Origin of the sequence: Mesorhizobium sp. CA5, from assembly GCF_020165105.1 — a bacterium.
In the GTDB taxonomy this organism is placed as follows: Bacteria; Pseudomonadota; Alphaproteobacteria; order Rhizobiales; family Rhizobiaceae; genus Mesorhizobium.
In genome coordinates, this window is the sequence record NZ_JAIUHJ010000019.1 from 20,749 (window position 1) to 40,602 (window position 19,854).

General features: G+C 62.8%; 17 protein-coding genes and 2 pseudogenes. 13 read left to right on the forward strand and 6 right to left on the reverse strand.

Translation table 11 applies throughout. The features are described from left to right. The first annotated feature begins 118 nt into the window (after window positions 1–118). Together LB529_RS22350 and LB529_RS22355 are read left to right on the forward strand one after the other, a co-directional pair. Complete coding sequence (locus LB529_RS22350) at window positions 119–1,177, forward strand: alpha/beta fold hydrolase (RefSeq protein WP_224608132.1); 1,059 nt, start codon at window positions 119–121, stop codon at window positions 1,175–1,177. A gap of 320 nt (window positions 1,178–1,497) precedes the next feature. Continuing rightward, window positions 1,498–1,860 carry a hypothetical protein gene (locus tag LB529_RS22355; RefSeq protein WP_224608129.1) on the forward strand — a complete coding sequence of 121 codons (363 nt, stop codon included), beginning with the start codon at window positions 1,498–1,500 and terminating at the stop codon, window positions 1,858–1,860. A gap of 494 nt (window positions 1,861–2,354) precedes the next feature. Here the strand turns inward: LB529_RS22355 and LB529_RS22360 are convergent, their stop codons facing one another. From LB529_RS22360 to LB529_RS22380, 5 genes are all read right to left on the reverse strand, one after another. Beyond that, complete coding sequence (locus LB529_RS22360) at window positions 2,355–3,173, reverse strand: transglutaminase-like domain-containing protein (RefSeq protein WP_224601177.1); 819 nt, start codon at window positions 3,171–3,173, stop codon at window positions 2,355–2,357. Then, the gene (locus LB529_RS22365; RefSeq protein WP_224601174.1) at window positions 3,167–3,457 is read right to left on the reverse strand and encodes a DUF1488 domain-containing protein; all 291 of its coding nucleotides are present in this window, start codon (window positions 3,455–3,457) and stop codon (window positions 3,167–3,169) included. Before LB529_RS22365 ends, LB529_RS22360 begins: the two co-directional genes overlap by 7 nt. Window positions 3,458–3,581: 124 nt before the next feature. Beyond that, on the reverse strand, window positions 3,582–3,806 hold the full coding sequence (locus tag LB529_RS22370; protein ID WP_318012005.1) for a hypothetical protein: 225 nt from the start codon (window positions 3,804–3,806) through the stop codon (window positions 3,582–3,584). A gap of 83 nt (window positions 3,807–3,889) precedes the next feature. Continuing rightward, window positions 3,890–4,240, reverse strand: coding sequence for a hypothetical protein (locus LB529_RS22375; protein WP_411962569.1), 351 nt, complete (start codon window positions 4,238–4,240; stop codon window positions 3,890–3,892). A gap of 11 nt (window positions 4,241–4,251) precedes the next feature. After that, window positions 4,252–4,512 carry a hypothetical protein gene (locus LB529_RS22380; protein WP_140721212.1) on the reverse strand — a complete coding sequence of 87 codons (261 nt, stop codon included), beginning with the start codon at window positions 4,510–4,512 and terminating at the stop codon, window positions 4,252–4,254. A 492-nt stretch (window positions 4,513–5,004) separates the two neighbouring features. On the opposite strand from LB529_RS22380, the gene LB529_RS22385 reads away from it, so the two are divergent. The 5 genes from LB529_RS22385 (at window position 5,005) to LB529_RS29230 (ending at window position 8,640) form a co-directional block, all read left to right on the forward strand. Continuing rightward, the gene (locus LB529_RS22385) at window positions 5,005–5,343 is read left to right on the forward strand and encodes a co-chaperone GroES (RefSeq protein ID WP_224544547.1); all 339 of its coding nucleotides are present in this window, start codon (window positions 5,005–5,007) and stop codon (window positions 5,341–5,343) included. A 56-nt stretch (window positions 5,344–5,399) separates the two neighbouring features. Then, window positions 5,400–7,034: a chaperonin GroEL gene (groL, locus tag LB529_RS22390; protein WP_224544548.1), complete on the forward strand. Its 1,635-nt coding sequence runs from the start codon at window positions 5,400–5,402 to the stop codon at window positions 7,032–7,034. Window positions 7,035–7,057: 23 nt separating this feature from the next. Next, complete coding sequence (locus LB529_RS22395) at window positions 7,058–7,273, forward strand: hypothetical protein (RefSeq protein ID WP_224601169.1); 216 nt, start codon at window positions 7,058–7,060, stop codon at window positions 7,271–7,273. 356 nt (window positions 7,274–7,629) lie between these two features. Next, window positions 7,630–7,770 carry a hypothetical protein gene (locus LB529_RS22400; protein WP_224601168.1) on the forward strand — a complete coding sequence of 47 codons (141 nt, stop codon included), beginning with the start codon at window positions 7,630–7,632 and terminating at the stop codon, window positions 7,768–7,770. Window positions 7,771–8,517: 747 nt separating this feature from the next. Next, window positions 8,518–8,640 carry a DUF6527 family protein gene (locus LB529_RS29230; RefSeq protein ID WP_411962570.1) on the forward strand — a complete coding sequence of 41 codons (123 nt, stop codon included), beginning with the start codon at window positions 8,518–8,520 and terminating at the stop codon, window positions 8,638–8,640. Window positions 8,641–8,874: 234 nt separating this feature from the next. On the opposite strand, the gene LB529_RS22410 is transcribed toward LB529_RS29230, so the two are convergent. Then, on the reverse strand, window positions 8,875–9,852 hold the full coding sequence (locus LB529_RS22410) for an AraC family transcriptional regulator (RefSeq protein WP_318012578.1): 978 nt from the start codon (window positions 9,850–9,852) through the stop codon (window positions 8,875–8,877). A 12-nt stretch (window positions 9,853–9,864) separates the two neighbouring features. On the opposite strand from LB529_RS22410, the pseudogene LB529_RS22415 reads away from it, so the two are divergent. The 6 genes and pseudogenes from LB529_RS22415 (at window position 9,865) to LB529_RS22440 (ending at window position 19,584) form a co-directional block, all read left to right on the forward strand. Further along, window positions 9,865–10,614, forward strand: a pseudogene (locus LB529_RS22415) (SDR family oxidoreductase). A gap of 203 nt (window positions 10,615–10,817) precedes the next feature. Continuing rightward, window positions 10,818–11,063 (forward strand): annotated as a pseudogene (locus LB529_RS22420) (SDR family NAD(P)-dependent oxidoreductase); the annotation flags it as partial. 1,229 nt (window positions 11,064–12,292) lie between these two features. Next, window positions 12,293–13,339: a DUF3991 and toprim domain-containing protein gene (locus LB529_RS22425; RefSeq protein WP_224608197.1), complete on the forward strand. Its 1,047-nt coding sequence runs from the start codon at window positions 12,293–12,295 to the stop codon at window positions 13,337–13,339. 44 nt (window positions 13,340–13,383) lie between these two features. Then, window positions 13,384–13,983, forward strand: a complete 600-nt coding sequence (locus tag LB529_RS22430) for a DUF1419 domain-containing protein (protein WP_224608120.1) — start codon at window positions 13,384–13,386, stop codon at window positions 13,981–13,983. Window positions 13,984–13,994: 11 nt separating this feature from the next. Then, on the forward strand, window positions 13,995–14,393 hold the full coding sequence (locus LB529_RS22435; protein ID WP_224544558.1) for a DUF3085 domain-containing protein: 399 nt from the start codon (window positions 13,995–13,997) through the stop codon (window positions 14,391–14,393). A gap of 82 nt (window positions 14,394–14,475) precedes the next feature. Then, a complete protein-coding gene (locus tag LB529_RS22440; RefSeq protein WP_224712360.1) occupies window positions 14,476–19,584 on the forward strand; it encodes an N-6 DNA methylase in 5,109 nt (1,702 codons plus the stop codon). Window positions 19,585–19,854: the final 270 nt, after the last annotated feature.

Genomic DNA, 19,854 nt, shown 5'->3' on the forward strand with positions numbered 1-19,854 from the left:
TGGTCTCCCTGGGTAAGAATCCCTGTTAGTCGCACAGGCTGTACGTTAAAAGCAAAGGCATTCGATGTACCGCCCTGCTTGCAATCGGCGGAAAATCAATCGGTTCAGGGGCTTGCCGATGAACGTGCAGAAAATTATCCGCGCTGCTCAGGCAGCGCCAAGCATTGGGCCGGCGCATCTGATCGCAGGCATCTTTGCTGCGGAACTGCAAATTCCGAGTGCAGACATCGACGATAATTTCTTCGATCTGGGTGGCGATTCACTGACCGCGGAAACTGTCGTTCTTGCCGTTCAGAGCCGCTTCGGCATCAAGCTCCAGACCTCGGTCTTGCTCGCGGCGCCGACGCCGCGCGAATTCGGTAGCCTGGTCGCGTCCTTGAATCAGGTTCATCCGGCCCTTCAGCTCATCGTGCGCGTGTCCGGCAGCGCCGGCCATGAGCCGATCGCCATGATACACGGCATTTCGGGATCCGCCCTGTTTGCCAACCGTTTTGGCAAGCGCCTCAAGGAAAAATACGCGGTGATGGCGGTGCGTGGCATGGGGCTCGAACCCGGAGAGACGCCATACTCTAGCGTCGCCGAGATAAGCGCCAATTATTTCGACGGTCTGACCTCGGCCACCGGCCGACATCCGCATGTGGTCGGCGGCATATGTTTTGGCGGTCTGCTGGCCATCGAGGTTGGACGCCTCACCTATGATGCAACCGGCGAGCGACCGGCGCTACTGCTCATAGATCCACCGCCGCTCGGTTCGGCTTGGCTGAAACCGATGGCCGACAATCGCATGACCGCTCAGAGGCGGCGTCAGATCACGCGCAAGGTCGTCTACTGGCGCACGCTTCGCGACGGTTTGAAGGCAGTCGGGATGGGGCAGACATGGATTGGGCGCCATACGCGCCAGAAGGCGTTCAAAAGTATGCTCATCCACGCCGCTGCCGGCTTCTCGCCCTCATCCTATCCTTGTGACATCCTGGTTCTTGCCAGTTCAGAATGGGGCGCCGCAACCGTCGAGCAATACAAGGGCTGGGCGTCTGAAGAAACCAGGATAAAAACCGTTGTCTTGCCAGGCGCGCACGAAAACTTTCGCGAAGCCAATATGGAAGCGATCGACCACGAGATCATTGTGTTCCTGGCCGACAGAGATGTTAGACATGAGCCGCTTCCCTCCGGTTTTTGAGAACGTCCCTAGATTGGTGTTGGCCTTTGGCGGCCTGCTTTTCCAATGAGTGGTGAAAGTGAAGGCTCCACGGTCGAGGAATAGGAGTTGCTTGGGGTCGAACGGGAGCCCGGAAAGCCGGCTTTCGCGCTGACGGCCGACCGGACGAGGGGGCAATATGTCGGCTCGGCCTTCATCAGTTCAAGCGGGCCATCCGGGAGCGCCTATGGAATCGTTTCAAGAGCATGCCGGCCCAGCGCCGAAGGGCGTGAGGTGGTCATCGCCGTGTGAAGCACTTGCGCGGCGAGGAGGATAGGCGACCCAGGTCCGTTGGCAGAAAGGTGCTCGGCGACAAGATCAGCACGGCGAAGTGGCGCTCAAGGCGAAACTGGTACGTCGTCGAGGCACAAGACGAAACCATCGCTCCCGCAATGCGGGTGATGGAGAAGCGGGAGGGGAGCGACACGAATCTCGCTGGTCGAGAACACCCACCACGTAGCGATGCATCCAATGGACGAGGTTATCGCATCGCCGACGTGCTCCGCGCGGCCGGTTGCAGTGAAGCCGTCGCCAAGGCGGTGGAACGCTCGCCCAAGGGCGAGGCGGTTGGCCGAGAGGAACTGGCAGGCAAGGGATGGTTGCCGGGTATTCTGCGTTCGGCAGTAACCGAAGCGCCAGATAGCTTGGCCATGGCCGCCGAATAACCTCGGCACATTCACGGCAAGCCCGGACCGAAATCGATCCGGGCTTGCTTTTTGGGCAGCGAGGGTGCCCCGAAGCCCCGCCCTCGCGCTCCTTCCCGCATCGAGCACTTATTCGGAAGGAAAGAGGTTAGCTCTTAATCCAGCGCCCATTCAGGATATGTGAGGGTTTGAAGTGGCAGCGGAGAGGGCTACCGCCTTTCCCCCCACTCGGAGAGCGTGCGATACTTCTTACAGTGTCGGGCGTGATGGGCCTGTCTCGGTGCCGCAAAGACCGGTAAGGAACGGGAGAGTCTGAGCCGAAAGCTATCGAGACGTGAACGGCAGCTTTGCGCCTCACTTTGGTCATTAAAGTTAGCTGTGCCCCTGCCTAAAAGCGGACGTCGCAGGCGACCGCGCTGGAAGTCATCATAGCGCCACTAGCAGACGATCCGCTTGGCGCCAGAAACGGCCCCTACTTCAACAGGTCGAGAGGCCGCGCCCCGCCTGCAAATTGTTCATGTGAGATGAAGGTTCTGCACTTCGTAGGTCCAGACCCGAAACCCTTTGAGAACATGCGGGCCGAAGGAGTTGATGAGCGGAATGTCGGCCGCATCGCGGCCGCGGGCGACGACGATCCTGCCAATCCTGGGCGTGTTGTTTCGGGGATCAAAAGTATGCCAAGCACCGTCCAGGAAGACCTCGATCCAGGCGCTGAAGTCCATGGGGTCGACGACCGGGACCCCGATGTCGCCGAGATGTCCGTTGACGTAGCGTGCAGGAATATTGAGGCAGCGGCACAAAGTCAGCGCGAGATGGGCGAAGTCGCGGCAGACGCCTATGCGTTCCTGGTACGCCTCGAAGGCCGTTCGCGTCGATCTGGCCTGCATGTAGTCGAATTGAATATGACCGTGGACGAAGTCGCAGATTGCTTGCACGCGGCCCCAACCTGGGGCAGTGGCGCCAAACATGTCCCACGCCGCCTGGCTGAGACGATCGGTTTCGCAGTAGCGGCTGCCCATTAGGTAGACAAGGCAGCCGTCCGGCAAATCCCACACCGCTACTTCGCGGGCAGCTGGCAGCAGCCTGTCTATCTTGCCGTCATCCTCGATCGTTGCATCGCCCCATATCGTCAGGTCGCCCGCGGGCGCGACAAGCCGGCGGCATCGGTTGCCAAAGAGATCATGGTAGGTCGATGTCGGAACATCGGGCGTGGTGAAGACCGTTTCGGGGATCCTGATGTCGGCCGCGCGGTCGTCGTGGACCGATAGCAGGCATACCAATGCGGTCGGTTGCTGGCAGGTCAGCGTGATCTCATAGCCGTAGCGGATCAGCATGTGGATCTTTCCTGCCGGAAATCAGCGGGGGTCAGAGTGCAGGATTCGCGACGGTTGCGGGAGTAGGCTTGGCAAGCAACATCATGGATGGACATCAGCAAGGCCTCGAATGCTGAAAGGTATCTTGTTTCAGCAGGCCCGGTCTCGGCCAAGGCGATATCCGATTTCGCGAGCGCCTGACATCGACCAAGAAGCAAGCCGTCATGATCGGTGAGGCCGACGGCGTTGCGCGCTGAAAACGTGGAAGTCGGTCCAGGAGCGACCAACTTCCACTCGACGGCCATTTGATGGTCCATAGAAATTGCGCCCGGACGCGCCGCCCTCATTTTCCCAGACCGCAAGCGCGGCGACGTTGCGGGTCCGACAGCTTTCGTCGTTATGGCCACTCATGATGTTAGCCGATCCTCATTACTCGCCTTCCCCGGCGAGAACGCCCGAATAGAGCGTTGCGCCATTCGCATCGGCGATCGTCATGGCGTCCGGCCGCTGCGGCATGTTCAGGGTCCCAGCCAAAAGCCTGGCGATTTCGATCGCATCGTCGAGGTCGGCGGCTTCCGCGGCCTCGCGGCCGAGCACGGCATGCGCATCGTCCGCTTCTCGGGTGCGATAGAATTCGATCATGATCTTCATCATCATCCATCTCGCTGTGTCAGTTCTCGCCTTAGCCGCGAGGGGTACTGATGTCAGGAAGTCTGGTGTGGGCGCCGAACACGCTTTTAGGCTTGGGCAGGGCCTTTTCCTGCTTCGGCTTCCTGATTTCCCGGCTCGAGCGTTTCGGTCCCTTTGCCATGTGCGAACGTCCTTTCGATGAGCGTTATGGTGTCACCCGGCGATGTGGCGACCGGTTCGAGACTGTCTTGCGTCGCCACCCGTTCATGAGGTTCGCCGTCGTTGCGGATGCGGTACTGCGCCGAATCTTCCCTCGGCGGGAGTCTGGCTGTGATCCGGTAGATTTCCGAAGTCTTTGGAAACGTGCCGAAGCCGCCCTTCAGCCGGACAGCCTGTCCGAGAGCAAATAGATGCGTTGCGGCTTCGCGGCGGACCGGGTGTGGGTTGCGTTGCATCATCGTGGTTCTCATCATTGTCTCTGGTCCTGCTCCAGTGCGGCTTTGAGCGATGCCGGTTCGATCGGCACCATCTGCCGCGTAGCACCGCTTGCGGAGATCGCCGGCAGGTGAATGAAGGTGGCGACGCGGCGCCACGCGATCAGGGAAGCTCCTTCGAGGGCTTCCTCGTCGTGATCGACGCGGTAATCCCCGGGTGGTTGCGGTGCATCAAAGCCGGGCAGCGAAAACGCCGACTTGAAGCGAACGATAGTTGGTGTGGTGCGGCTGGTCATTTGTTGCGGCTTTCAGCGGAAACCCGCGCCTGCGCGTTTCCCTATCATTCCCACTCGAACCACCGGAATGATGCCCGACGCTGCCAGTACATTCGTGGTCAGCGTCGATGTCATTCCAGGGGTTCGAACGGAACGAAATGTGCGCCGGACCGGCGCTGCACTCGTTTTCGAGAATTCGGTGGTGAATGGCGGGGCTCTGACACAAAGCCAACTCGACCAAATCAACGAGTTTTACCTATGCGCCTCATTTGAGTTCTAAACAAGGTCGAGACGCTTTTTATTTGTCCCTTGAAATAACAGACGCACGCCCGCAGAATTCAAGCCGGCAGAAAATTTCCCACAAGTACGGATGAATTTCTGCGCGGCTCGAATTATTTCATTCGAATTCTTGGCCATCGGCGAGAAATAATTCTGGCACTCCTATCTATCGAGTGCCAACCCGCCTATACAGAGGCAGGGGCCGCCCAATGCCGGCCACAGAAAGAAGTTCCCATGAAATTCCGGCCACTCCACGACCGCGTCGTCGTTCGCCGCGCCGAAGGCGATACCAAATCCAAGGGCGGCATCATCATTCCCGACAATGCCAGGGAGAAACCGCAGGAAGGCGAAGTGATCGCCGTCGGCCCGGGAGCACGCGACGAAAGCGGCGCCTTGATCGTGCCCGATGTGAAAGCCGCCGACTTCATCCTGTTCGGCAAATGGTCCGGCACCGAGGTCAAGATCGATGGCGAGGACCTTCTGATCATGAAGGAAGCCGACATCATGGGCATCATCGACAAGAGCGAGACCGGCATCGTCGACAAGACAATGGCCGTCAAGAACGCCGCCTGACCGGGCAGTCTTCACGGCAAGCCGCGCACTCCAATTTTCGAACGGGATCAACGATCATGTCTGCCAAGGAAATCAAATTCTCCACCGACGCGCGCGACCGCATGCTGCGCGGCGTCGAGCTCCTGAACAACGCCGTCAAGGTGACGCTCGGCCCCAAGGGCCGCAACGTCATCATCGACAAGGCTTATGGCGCGCCGCGCATCACCAAGGACGGTGTGACGGTGGCCAAGGAAATCGAGCTTACCGACAAGTTCGAAAACATGGGCGCCCAGATGGTGCGCGAAGTGGCCTCGAAGACCAACGACCTTGCCGGGGACGGCACGACCACCGCCACGGTGCTGGCCGCCTCGATCCTGCGCGAAGGCGCCAAGCTGGTCGCTGCCGGCATGAACCCGATGGACCTCAAGCGCGGCATCGACCAGGCGGTCACCGCCGTGGTTGAGGAAATCAAGGCGCGGGCCAAGAAGGTCAAGTCGTCGGCCGAGATCGCGCAGGTCGGCACCATTGCCGCCAATGGCGATGCCAGCGTCGGTGAGATGATCGCCAAGGCCATGGACAAGGTCGGCAATGACGGCGTCATCACTGTCGAGGAAGCCAAGACCGCCGAGACCGAGCTCGACGTCGTGGAGGGCATGCAGTTCGACCGCGGCTATCTCAGCCCGTATTTCGTCACCAATGCCGACAAGATGCGCGTCGAACTGGAAGAGCCCTATGTGCTTATCCACGAAAAGAAGCTCGGCAACCTGCAGGCGATGCTGCCGATCCTCGAAGCAGTGGTGCAGGGCGGTAGGCCGCTGCTGATCATCTCCGAGGACGTCGAAGGCGAGGCGCTGGCCACGCTGGTCGTCAACAAGCTGCGCGGCGGCCTCAAGGTCGCGGCCGTCAAGGCGCCGGGCTTCGGCGATCGCCGCAAGGCGATGCTGGAAGACATCGCCGTGCTCACCGCCGGCCAGATGATCTCGGAGGATCTCGGCATCAAGCTCGAAAACGTCACCATCGACATGCTCGGTCGCGCCAAGCGCGTGCTGATCGACAAGGACACCACCACGATCATCGACGGCGCCGGCGCCAAGGCCACCATCCAGGCGCGCGTCGCCCAGATCAGGGGTCAGATCGAGGAAACCACGTCCGACTACGACAAGGAAAAGCTGCAGGAGCGGCTGGCCAAGCTCTCCGGTGGCGTTGCGGTGATCCGCGTCGGCGGTGCTACGGAGTCGGAAGTCAAGGAAAAGAAGGACCGGATCGACGATGCGCTGAACGCCACGCGCGCGGCTGTCGAGGAAGGCATCGTGCCCGGCGGTGGTGTGGCGCTGCTGCGCGCCAGGTCGGCGCTCAAGGGCCTGACCAGCGCCAATGTCGATGTCACCGCAGGCATCTCGATCGTGCTCCGGGCGCTCGAAGCGCCGATGCGCCAGATCGCTGAGAATTCCGGCGTCGAAGGGTCGATCATCGTCGGCAAGCTTGCCGACAGCAAGGACCACAATCAGGGCTTTGACGCCCAGAACGAGGTATATGTCGACATGATCAAGGCAGGCATCGTCGATCCGGCAAAGGTGGTGCGCACGGCACTGCAGGATGCCGGCTCGATCGCAGCGCTTTTGATCACCGCCGAAGCCATGATCACCGACATTCCGGCCAAGGATGCCGCACCTTCACCTAGCGGCGGCGGCATGGGCGGAATGGGATACTGAGACCTTGGCGCCAGGAGACGGCCGTGCGTGAACCGACGCTACCCCCAGCGTTCGGCAGGCTTGGGGTCAAGTCGCCGGTCGCCATCGTGGCGGCTTCGGCCACATCCAGCAATATGACGAACCTGGCGGCCCGTATGCGAGAAGGTCTCTCGTCGCGCAGGGGCCTGGCTTTGAACCTCGGCGTGGCGCTGTGGACAGTACTTGTCCTGGCGGCGGTATTTTTCATTCTGCAAACCTGAACCGATCGGCGGCGGGCGAAAACGAAAGGACGCGGAATTTGGTAAACCGCCACGGGCTTCGTATGGACCATCCGGACAGCTGGACCGTTTTCGACGTCTTCACCGGCCAGGCCGCCGAGTCCGATCACAAGATCATGGTCGGCATCAATGCCGGCCAAGCGTACGAGATGGTAGCCGGCTGAGCGATCAAGACGCCAAGCGGCGGGAAGAGGCCGGCCGCTGACTTGTACCGATGTACCAACGAATAAATCCGCCGGAATGTCGGGGGCCTACAGTGCCATTGTCGCTGGCCAGAACATGGGCACCGGCGCTTGAGAGCGTCCATCATACTCCCGCCCCTCGATGGGAGCCGGATTATGGACAACGATCATTCCGCCGATGTGATTTCGACTTTTGACTGCAATATCGTGCGCGACGCCTTCAGAACATCGGTCATCGAAAATCACATCCCTGAGAATCAATGGCAGGGAAACGCCGCGCTTCTGATCCGCGATTAGGCCGGCAACTCCGATTTTGATTCGGCACTGCTGGCCTGGATCGTACGAAAGTAACCTTGTCGCCGTGCATAACTTGCCGGAGCGGGCAGCTGCTCCGCGCTCGCTTTCATTTTTTGCCTGAAAGGATAACGAGATACTTGAAACCCCGGATGCTCCGGTCGTAACGATCGAGCCAATCGTCGAGGCCGCAAAAGTCCTATCGAAGCGGCTGACGACCAGAAGCGACGAAGCCGCAAGACGAAAGATCGCCGACACCGACGGCACGATGCGGTGGGCGCGTCACCTTGCTGAAAGCAACCGCCTGCTTTAATGCGCCTACGTCGGCTTTGGATCAGGTCGAGACTTCAAGGCGCTCACGGTAAACGTCCGCTATCGCGCATCCGAAGACCTGAAGCTCCCTTTCGGCATCCGGCCCCGAATGAGAAAAAATCGACTTTCCCTTCAATCGCACCGGGATCATGTCGCACCGTCATCTGGGTGGCGTGGTCGTTCCGGTGGCTGCCACGAACGGCAGATAAGCGCCTAAGCGGACGTTTTGCGGGGCGGACCGGAAGGACGGCACAGCGATGCTCGTCGGTATCGCGCAGTTCGGCTGCGCCAGGACCTGAGGATACTAGCGACCGTAGGCGAACTTCGGGGTGTAGCTCGCGAGCTATACGTGGCCGATGAGTTCGACATCGCTGTGCATCTTTGCGCCTGCGGTTGCGGTACGAAGTTACGACGCCGCTCGGCCCTCCTGAATGGCGAGTGACCTATGCGAACGGTGGGCCTACGGTCGTTCCCTCAATCGGGAACTGGCAGTTGCCGCGCCGCTCGCACTCCGTCATCACAGGCGGAAAAGTCCTGTGGGCAGGCCAGTGGAGTGAATAGAACATCAACGCGGGCCGCATCGCGGAACAGCACCGAGGCGAGACCTACTATGCCGCTCGCCCGCACAATCGCAAATGGTGGGTCCGATTTGGCAAGTGGCTGCGCGGCCTGTTTAGTGGTGGCAGGAACTAAGGTCGGTTACCGAACGGCAGCTATCTGCAGGGTCCGCTCCAGGACCGGACAGTCAGCAGTCGGCCCCCACTGGCACAGCTATGAATACCTGATTTCGCCGCTTCAAGCACCGCGGGCGTATTGCGCTGGCGGCGCCCCCACGCACCGCGAGAAGGCTGAGCTGAAGGCACTCGTCGAGCCATATCCGGTCTTCGCCGCAATCTGCGCGATGCTGTGCTGCCGCGCTCTAAGCATGTGCTTGGCCAGCGTCATCCTCCAGCTTTGCAGGTATTCCATCGGCGCCATGCCCACCACTCGGTTGAATCGCGTGAAGAAGGCCGAGCGGGACAGCCCCGCCCCACGTGCCATCTCGGCGACGCTCCATGCGCGATCTGGCGCCGCGTGGATGGCGCGCAGCGGGCCGGTCAACCGGTCGTCCGCCAGCCCGCGCAGCAGGCCTGGCGTGGCACTCGTCTCGGTCGCAGAACGCAGAGCTTCGATCAGTAGCACCTGCAGCAGATGTTCCAGAACCACGTCGCGTGCCGGGCGATCCGCTCTCGCCTCGTCCCGCACCAGTCGCGCCAGGTCGCCAAGACGCTGCTCGCCCCGCACCATGGCCATATCGGGAAGCAGCGACACCAGCAGCTCCGCATCCGGGGCGCCGAAGCTGCAATACCCGATGAGCTGCTGCACCTCGACAGGGGCATCCTCTGGCCCGATCCGCACTGATCCGTCCGGACGGATCAAAGGGCGGCTTTCCAGCCCAGGCGGCGGTTCGGGATCGGCGCTCGACATGGAAAAGCTCTGCACCGCCGGCACCAGCACGAAATCGCCTTGGCAAAGGTTCATCGGCGGCTTGCCGTCCACCTCGAGACGCGCCTGACCGGCAAGGAGCAGACAATAGTAGACCTGTCCAACCTCGGTCCGCCGTACGCGCCAGGGGCCGGAAGCGTCCACCAGCTTCGAAAAGGGCGCGCGCGGACGCAAAAGGGCGATCACTTCTGAAAGCGGATCTGACATTTCGGACTTTCGATAAACAATCACGGACATGCGATTATAGAAAGTTCGCTCCGCAAGGTCGATATCCAAAGCATCCAACAACGGAGACACCCCATGAATACCGTGATGATCACCGGATGCTCCTCTGGCTTCGGGCTGGAGACCGCGCGCCACTTCATCGACAAGGGCTGGTCGGTCGTCGCCACGATGCGCAGCCCGCGCGAGGATGTCTTGCCCGCCTCCGATCGACTGCGCATCCTGCAACTCGACGTGACCGAGCGCGATGCGATCGGCCGCGCGGTCGAGGCAGCAGGTCCGATCGATGCGCTCGTAAACAATGCGGGCATCGGCTGGATGGGACCGCTGGAGGGCACGCCGGAAGAGATAATCCGCGAAATTTTTGAGACCAACACTTTCGGCACGATCGAGATGGTCCGCGCCGTGCTGCCGCAGTTCCGGCAACGCGGAGCGGGGACGATCGTCAATGTTTCCTCCAGTACAACGCTGAAGGCGCTGCCGCTGCTACCGATCTACACGGCCAGCAAGGCTGCGGTGAATGCCTTTACCGAATGTCTCGCGCTGGAGCTCGAGCCCTTCGGCATCCGCACGCGGCTGGTCCTGCCCGGCCAAGCTCCAGGGACCCGTTTCGGGGCAAACGCACGCGGCAAGATGGCAGAAGCGGGGGGCATTCCCGAAGCCTATGGCCCCATTGCCTAGCAGGTCTTTGCCGCTCACGCGGCGGCGGCGACCACGAAGATCACCGAGCCGGCGGACGTGATTGCGGCCATTTGGCGGGCAGTGACCAAGCCGGACTGTCCGTTGCGCCAGGCCGCAGGCGCTGATGCCATGGCTCTTGCCGCATGACGGCAGGAATGCTGGGGCTCCGGCACTTCGGGTCAGGCGGCGGAACACTTTGCCGGTGTCGCGAATCTTCCGCTTCGCCGGCAGAACCTGTCTGAATGGTGGGGTCTGCCCACATGCGGCAAAGGGCTGGATCGAGCCGTTTATCGTGTCCGATTCCAATGACAGCAAGGCGTCGTGAGCTGAATGGCTGATTTACCAATTGGTCGGTTGCGCGCGAACTGGCTGGAAAGAAGGTGCGCATCAACGCCCTCAATCCGGGGCCGACCGACTCACCGATGCACTCCCATATCGACCCGGCCCTCAAGGACCGCATCGCGGCCAACCTGCCGATACGCCGCATGGGCCGGCCCGAGGATATGGCTGCCGCGATCCTGTTCCTGTGCTCCGACGCCGCGAGGTTCGTCTACGGCGCGGCCCTCGACGTGGATGGCGGCTCGATGTTCCGCTGAGCGGCATGGCGTCAGTCATAGGAGAGTTTTACGCGGCTATATGGCGGTGGCGTATTTGGCTTTGGATGCCATCAGCATCCAGAAATTGCCTTGGCGACGCACGACTCCGCGGCATTTCTCACCCGATTTCATTTGGGTATCGGTGACATCGAAACCAGGATTGCTGGAACCGGGACTGGTCGTTTCATATGGTGCCCTTCGCCGGGGGCTGTCGGTCCCGCATCCCGCCTTGACGGCGGCGCTATGCTGATGCTCCTTCGGCCGCCCTGTTGAACCGGTCTCATGGCCACGAACCTGCTCCAGCACCGAACTGACTTGTTTGCGCTTACGGACATTTCGGTGCCTTCACCTTGTACGCCCTTTTCACATTGGTCAGGAGAGCAGTGGGCTCTCCCGACGGAGAGGCCTAGAAGGGCTGGATTTTTAGCGACGGGTTGATAACAGAAAGCGAGGAGCAAAGGCCTTGCTCTCCTGCCGAAGAATGCCAGTACGGATCGCACCTACAGCGAAACCAACGTGCTTATCGCGGGGTGCCGTCGCGGAAAGCGGATTTCCAACTCAAAGGGTGGTTAACCTATCGGGTCTCGCGCTCAGGAGGCGTATGGCGTGGCGATCTCTCGGCGCGAAAAATCATAGCTCTAAAGACATTACATCGCTTCGGCCCGGCAAGGCAGAACCTGCGCCGCCAGCCTGTCGAGCAAGGAGGCGATTGATTTGGCATCGGGGCCGCCGCATCTGGCTTCCGGCGTTCAGGGCTTTCTCGATTCTGCCGGGCCGAGGCCAGAACATCATCAAAGCTCGGTGCCGCGCCGAAAATCATGGCGGTCGTGTTTACATAGTCGCGGGCGAGCGTCAGCAAGGTTCGCAGTCCGTAGAATGCTACAAGTTTCAGACAAGACCGCGCGCAGCGCCAGGCTGCCCGTGCCGACTACCATTGGGTCAAGATGGGCTGCGAAGTCGCCCGAATCGCTCAGTTTGCGGAAATGGACATCGACGCGGTGCGTGCAGTGGTCGCGGAGGAAGAGCATCACCGAAACTGACGGCGGCGCACCGTGCCGCTTGCGCGCCAAGGCCGGCAAGGGAAGCTGCGCCGCGGCGCAACCCGTCACTATCATCGCGTTGCATGCCGCGCCCTTGCCCGCCTTGCGCTTCGCGGCCTCCTGTTCCTGCCTGATTGTTTGGGCGAGGACCGAATAGAAGGGAGGCGCTGCGAAGGTGCGCGGGCGGAAATGGAAAAAGCAGAAATTGAAGGGCTGAAGGACAAGGTACCCTGCGCTGCGGTGCTGGAGCGCGCGGGGTTCGCCCTCGACGTCAAGCAGAGCACGCGCAAGGCGATGAAGTATCGCCGTGAGGCGTCGATCATCATCGTCATCCATGACGGCAAGGGCTGGTTCGACCCGCTTGGCGACGACAAGGGCGATGTCTTTCGCCTGGTCGAACATCTTGAGAAGGTGCCGTTCGTCGAAGCCATGAACGACGTCGCCAACCTTGTCGGGTTCGTGCCGTCCGAGCCGGTCTGGCAGCGGGTGTCCCGCCAGCGGGAGCCTGACCTGTCGATACCGGAGCGCTGGCACGCACGGCGCAGGCCGTGGTGCGGATCGGCGACCTGGCGCTATCTCACCAAGGCCCGCCATCTTCCCGACCGCATCGTCCGCGCCGCAATCAGCGCCGGCGTCCTGCGCGAAGGCCCGCACGGCTCGATGTGGGCTGCCCATATTGACACCAACGGCACCGTTACGGGCTGGGAAGAACGCGGACCGGACTGGCGCGGCTTTGCCACGGGCGGCGCCAAGGTGCTGTTCCGCCTCGGCAGTCCCGATGCGTTGCGCCTTTGCGTGACCGAAGCCGCGATCGACGCTATGAGCCTTGCCGCGCTTGAGGGCTTCCGCGCCGACACGCTCTATCTCAGCACCGGTGGCGGCTGGTCGCCGGCAACCGATGCGGCGCTCCGCGCGCTTGCCGCCAAGCCGGGTATTGAGCTCGTCGCGGCTACCGACAACAACAAGCAGGGCGACATCTATGCCGACCGCCTGCTCGGACTGGGGGAGGAAGCTCAGTGCGGCGGTGATCGCCTTCGACCTATAGCGGATGATTGGAACGCCGATCTGAGAATGAAAGCGGAAGCAGGAGCGGAGGAAGGAGGAAGCTGCCGCATGCCCGCCGGTCGCGTCAAGGGTGAAGCTTCGCCCGGCTCGCGCCGGCCCTTGACCCGCCCGGGCGGAGAGGCGGCCGCGGGGGGAGGGTCCGGAAGAGCCGAAGGGGATGGTGATCCATAGGGGATGAACCGCGCTCCGGCTCCGCACAAGGCCAGGAGCCTCCCATGACCCAATCCTTCATCCGCAAGGTCTACTTCGGCGTCGCCGATCGCCGGCAGATGTTCCGCCTCTTCGACCGCCACGCCCAGCGGCCCGATCGCTGGGAGAATGACGACAGCGGCCTGTTCGCCGGCGAGTGGTTCGAGATCGCGCGAGCCGAGCACGATTACATGCTCGACCTGCTGCCGCCGCTCTGGATGCGCGGCGAGATGTTCGCCCTTCGCGAGTCCCTCACCGAGAGCCTGACCAGCGTCTTCTACACACTGCGCATCAACGGCAGGACGCGCTACTTCCATGCCTATTGCGACCTCGCGCGGCTCCGCTCGCCGGTCGAGATGCGCGACGCCATCGTCGAACGCGAATCCTGGCCAGTGAAGGCGATGACGCGTGCGGAGCGCCTCGAGCATGTCTGGAGCGCAACCCATGACGAGTACCGCGGCTACGCCGGGGAGCGCTTCGGAGCCGAGCATCGCGGCAAACGCACCATCCTCGTCTATGGCCTGGGGACGCCCGAGCAGAAGTTGCTCGACGACCTGACCGACGACGAGATCGCGGCCAAGCTGCCGGTGCATCTCAGGAACCTTCCCGTCCGCGCAGCGGCGTGAGGGAGGCGGCGATGTTTACCTTTCCGATCGTAGCGGTCCGCAAGGTCATAGAGCGCGGCATCGAGGATGCCGCGGCCAATGACGGTTTCCGCAATCCCTACTACGGCACCCGCCCCGGCGAAGGCGAGAGTCCGGGTCTGTGGCTGGTCGGCGACGAGGGCGTCTACATCATGTCCAACGGCAGGCTCGTCGAAGGGACACGCGCGCTCGTCGTCTATTCCGAGCAATGCCACCCCAGGGGCGACGTTGACTGGTGGGACTACAAGCGCCGCCACTTCGGCGCCGATGACGGCCTCGAGTTCATCGAGGCCGAGCGTCTGCTTCCGCTGTTCGACCGCAACCTGCGGGCTACTCACCTCAATGTCGAACTCACCGAGACCGAAATCGCGCTCTCGCTGATCACCCGCTGACTTCCCAAGCCGCGACATCGATCGCCTGGCCGACCCGCTCGGCCGGGGGCTCGCGCGCGCCTTCAAGACGAGGATTCTCCAGATGTCCAACGACGATCCATTCACGCTCGATCTGTTCAACACCACCACGCTCTCGTCGGGCCTCGGTCTCGGCGTCACCGCCTTCGGCAACGACTTCGGCGCTGGCGAGCCCAAACCTAAAGAGATTACGACGCCCGCCGTGCCGGAGTCGCAGCCGGCCTTCCAAACCGTCCACTCGCTGTGCCGCGCGGCCGAGGCCGGCCTGGATGGCAACAACTTCTTCCTCGAGACCGATCGCGGTCTTGCCCGGAGCTGGAAGCAGCGAGCCCGCGATAATCTCGATGCAATCCGACTCGCCGCCGAAATCGAGCGCGCCGATCGGCCGGCGACGCGCGAAGAACAGGCGCGGCTGATCCGCTTCACCGGTTTCGGTGCGTCCGAGCTCGCCAATGCGGTGTTTCGCCGTCCCGGCGACCGTGCTTTCCGCGCCGGCTGGGCCGCGATGGGCGCCGAGCTCGAGGAGATGGTGTCGAGCACCGACTACGCCTCGCTCGCGCGCTGCACGCAATATGCGCACTTCACGCCAGAGTTCATCGGTCGCGCGATGTGGGCAGGCCTCGTGCGTCTCGGCTGGCGTGGGGGCAGGGTGCTCGAGCCCGGTATCGGCACGGGATTGTTTGTGGCACTGATGCCGGCAAAACTGCGCGACGAGGTGCACGTCACCGGCGTCGAGCTCGATCCGGTGACCGCGCGGATTGCCAGGCTACTCCAGCCTCGGGCACGCATTGTAAACGCCGACTTAGCCCGCACCGACTTGCCGGCTGACTTCGATCTCGCCATCGGCAACCCACCCTTCTCGGACCGTATCGTCCGCTCGGATCGCTTCTATCGGTCGATGGGGCTGCGCCTGCATGATTACTTCATCGCCCGCTCGATCGACCTTTTGAAGCCCGGCGGTCTCGCCGCGTTCGTCACCAGCTCGGGCACCATGGACAAGACGGATTGTTCGGTGCGCAAGCACATCGGCAAGACCGCCGATCTCGTCGCCGCCGTCCGCCTTCCGGAGGGCAGCTTCCGGGCCGACGCCGGCACCGATGTGGTGGTGGACGTCCTCTTCTTCCGCAAGCGAGGGCACGGCGAGGTCGAAGGCGATCTGTCGTGGCTCGATACCGACGAGGTCCGTCCTGCCGATGGCGGCGATGGCGCGATCCGCATCAACCGCTGGCTTGCCCGGCAGCCGGATTTTGTGCTCGGCACGCACGCGACCACGTCGGGACGGTTCGGCGAGACGTATACCTGCCTCCCGTGTCCCGGCATCGATCTTGAACCGGCCCTGTCGGATGCGATCACCCTTCTTCCGCAAGCCACCTATGACGGCGAGCCCGAGAGGATCGATGTCAAAGGCGGGCACACCGAGCACCTCGGTGAAGACCGCCCCGTAGGCCCCTCGATCCGCGAGGGCAGCTTCTTCGTCGCCTCGAACACCGCGCTGATGCAGATGGTCGACGGCGCGCCAGTGACCCTCACCGTTCGCAAGGGCCGGTCGAGCGATGGGATGCCTGACAAGAACGCCCGCATTATCCGCAAGCTGATCCCGATCCGCGACGCGGTGCGCGAGGTCCTCAAGGCGCAGGAGCTGGATCGGCCGTGGAAGGCGGCGCAGGTCAAGCTGCGCATCGCCTGGTCAAACTTCGTCCGTGCCTTCGGTCCGATCAACACCACCGTCGTGTCGACCAGCGAGGACCCGGAGACCGGCGAGGTGCGCGAGACGCATCGCCGCCCGAACCTCGCCCCGTTCCTCGATGATCCTGATTGCTGGCTCGTGGCTTCGATCGAGGACTACGACCTCGAGACGGACACCGCCCGGCCTGGTCCGATCTTCACCGAGCGGGTGATCGCACCGCCCGCGGCCCCGATCATCAATTCGCCAGCAGACGCCCTCGCGGTCGTGCTGAACGAGCGCGGCCTAGTCGATATCGATCAGATCGCCGAGCTGTCGCATGTCGATCCCGACCTGGTCATCGCCGATCTGGGCGACGCCATCTACCGCGATCCGGAGAGCGGCGCCTGGCGGACCGCCGACGACTATCTCTCCGGCCAGGTCCGCGGCAAGCTCAAGGCCGCTGAAGCCGCCGCGGCTCTCGATCCCGCCTTCGAGCGCAACGTCCGCGCCCTCGTAGCTGTCCAGCCCGCCGATCTCGGCCCATCCGACATCACCGCGCGTCTCGGCGCACCCTGGATTCCGGCCGCCGATGTGGTCGCCTTCGTCAAGGAGACGATGGGCGCCGAGATCCGCATTCACCACATGCCCGAGCTCGGTTCTTGGACGGTTGATGCCCGCCAGCTCGGTTACATGGCGTCCGGCACGTCCGAATGGGGCACCGAGCGCCGGCATGCCGGCGAGCTCGTCACCGACGCGCTCAACAGCCGCATGCCGCAGATCTTTGACACCATCAAGGATGGCGACAGCGAGCGGCGCGTGCTCAATGTCGTCGACACCGAGGCGGCCAAGGAGAAACTCACCAAGATCAAAACGGCCTTCCAAAACTGGATCTGGTCCGATCCCGACCGCACCGACCGGCTGGCGCGGGTCTATAATGACCGGTTCAACAACATCGCCCCGCGAAGGTTCAACGGGGACCATCTGCAACTTGCGGGCGCCTCAGGCGCGGTTTCTCTTTATGGACACCAGAAGCGCGGCATTTGGCGCATCATCTCGGCCGGTTCGACATATCTCGCGCACGCCGTAGGCGCCGGCAAGACCATGACCATGGCGGCCGCCGTCATGGAGCAGAAACGGCTCGGTCTCATCGCCAAGGCCATGGTGATCGTCCCAGGACATTGCTTGGCGCAGGCCGCGCGCGAGTTCCTGGCGCTCTATCCGATGGCCCGCATCCTCGTCGCCGACGAGACCAATTTCAGCAAGGACAAGCGGCGCCGCTTCCTCAGCCGCGCGGCCATGGCGAATTGGGACGCCATCATCATCACTCATTCGGCCTTCCGCTTCATCGGCGTTGCGTCCTCGTTCGAACAGCAGATGATTCAGGACGAGCTCGCGCTCTATGAGTTCCTGCTCACCAAGGTCGAAAGCGGCGATCGCGTGTCGCGCAAGCGCCTCGAGCGGCTGAAGGAAGGCCTCAAGGAACGTCTGGAGGCCCTCGCAACCCGCAAGGACGACCTGCTCACCATCTCCGAGATCGGCGTCGACCAGATCATCGTGGACGAGGCGCAGGAGTTCAGGAAGCTCAGCTTCGCGACCAACATGTCGAGCTTGAAGGGGATCGATCCGAACGGCTCGCAGCGCGCCTGGGACCTCTATGTAAAATCCCGCTTCGTCGAGACCAGGAACCCGGGCAGGGCGCTCGTCCTCGCCTCCGGTACACCGATCACCAATACGTTGGGCGAGATGTTCTCGGTGCAGCGCTACCTCGGCTACGCGGCTTTGTCCGAGCGTGGCCTCCACGAGTTCGATGCCTGGGCTTCGACCTTTGGCGACGTCACTACCGAACTCGAGCTGCAGCCCAACGGCAAATACAAACCGGTCACCCGCTTCGCCACCTTCGTCAATGTCCCTGAGCTGATCGCCATGTTCCGCACCTTTGCGGATGTGATCACGCCCGAGGATCTGCGCGACTACGTCAAGGTGCCGGCGCTCTCGACCGGCACGCGGCAGATCAGGACCTGCAAACCATCTGTCGCGTTCAAGCGCTACCAGGCTCTCCTCGACGCCCGGATCAAGGCGATCGAAGGGCGCGAAGCGCCACCCGAGCCCGGCGACGATATCCTGCTCTCGGTCATCACCGATGGCCGCCATGCCGCGATCGACCTCCGCCTCGTCGATCCGGACAATGACAATGAGCCGGGCAATAAGCTCAACGACCTGATCGCCAATGCTTACCGCATCTGGCGCGACACCGCAGACGCAGCCTACGTCCGGCCGGACGGCACGCCTTTCGAACTGACTGGCGCCGCGCAGATGATCTTTTCCGATCTCGGCACGCTCAATGTTGAGCGGACGCGGGGCTTCTCGGCCTATCGTTGGATCCGCGACGAGCTGGTGCGCATGGGCGTGCCGGCGGCCGAAATCGCCTTCATGCAGGACTTCAAGAAGTCGGAGGCCAAGCAGCGGCTGTTCGGCGACGTCCGCGCGGGCAAAGTCCGGTTTCTCATCGGCTCGTCCGACACCATGGGCACCGGCGTCAATGCCCAGCTCCGGCTCAAGGCGCTGCATCATCTCGACGTGCCATGGCTCCCCTCGCAAATCGAGCAGCGCGAGGGACGCATCTTGCGGCAGGGCAACCAGCACCACATCGTCGACATCTTCGCCTATGCCACCGAAGGCTCGATGGACGCCCAGATGTGGCAGAACAACGAGCGCAAGGCTCGCTTCATCGCCGCTGCACTCTCGGGCGACACCTCGGTGCGCCGCCTCGACGACCTCGGCGAAGGGCAGGCCAACCAGTTCGCCATGGCCAAGGCGATTGCCTCGGGCGACCCGCGCCTGATGCAGAAGGCCGGGCTCGAGGCCGACATCGCCTGGCTCGAACGCCTGAGAGCGGCGCATCAGGACGATCAGTTCGCCATCCGCCGACAGATCCGCGATGCCGAGCGCGACATCGAACACTCGACACGTCGCATTGGCGAAATCGGCCAGGACCTCGCGCGGCTGGTCCCGACGACGGGCGAGGCGTTCCGCATGAGCGTGGGCAACAGGACATATGTGGAGCGCAAGCTCGCCGGCCGCGCCCTGATGACCGAGATCCTGACTTTGATCCAGCTCCAGCATGCCGGTACCCGCACCATCGCCGCGATCGGGGGGTTCGAACTCCAATATTGCGGCGAGCGCTTTGGCCAGGACAGCTATGGCTACATCACCACGTTGCTGCGCGCCGGCGCGGCGACGGAAGTCGAGTTACCTGTGACCACCACGCCGCTTCGCGCGATTGCAAAGCTCGAACATATGCTTGGCAATCTTGAGGAGGAGCAGGAGCGCGCACGCCACAGGCTCGCGGAGGCCGAGCGGCGGCTCGCGTCCTATCGCTCACGCGCGGGCAGTACCTTCGCCTTCTCGGACGAACTGGCCGACAAGCGCCGCCAGCTCTCCGAAATCGAAAGATCGCTGTCGCAGGAGATCGATGGTGTACGCCCCGCTGAGGTGCAGGCGGCGTAACCCGCCCCCACGTTCTGAGCAGCCGTCGCCGGCCCGGTGGAGGGGCCTTCCCGAACGAAGTAGGGAAGCGAAAAGGCAAGGAGGACTGCTCGCAGATCGGGCGGCCCGCCGACGCTGACGCTCAATCGCGCCGTCGCCATCCCGGCCCGTCATCCTGCGCAGGGCTGAAGAAGCCCCGCTTGGCCAGCCGGGCAGGGATGCTCCAACGCAATTGCCCCGTCCCGCCCGCTCCGCGGGCCGGGGGATGTCTTCGGAAAGAAGACGAAAAAA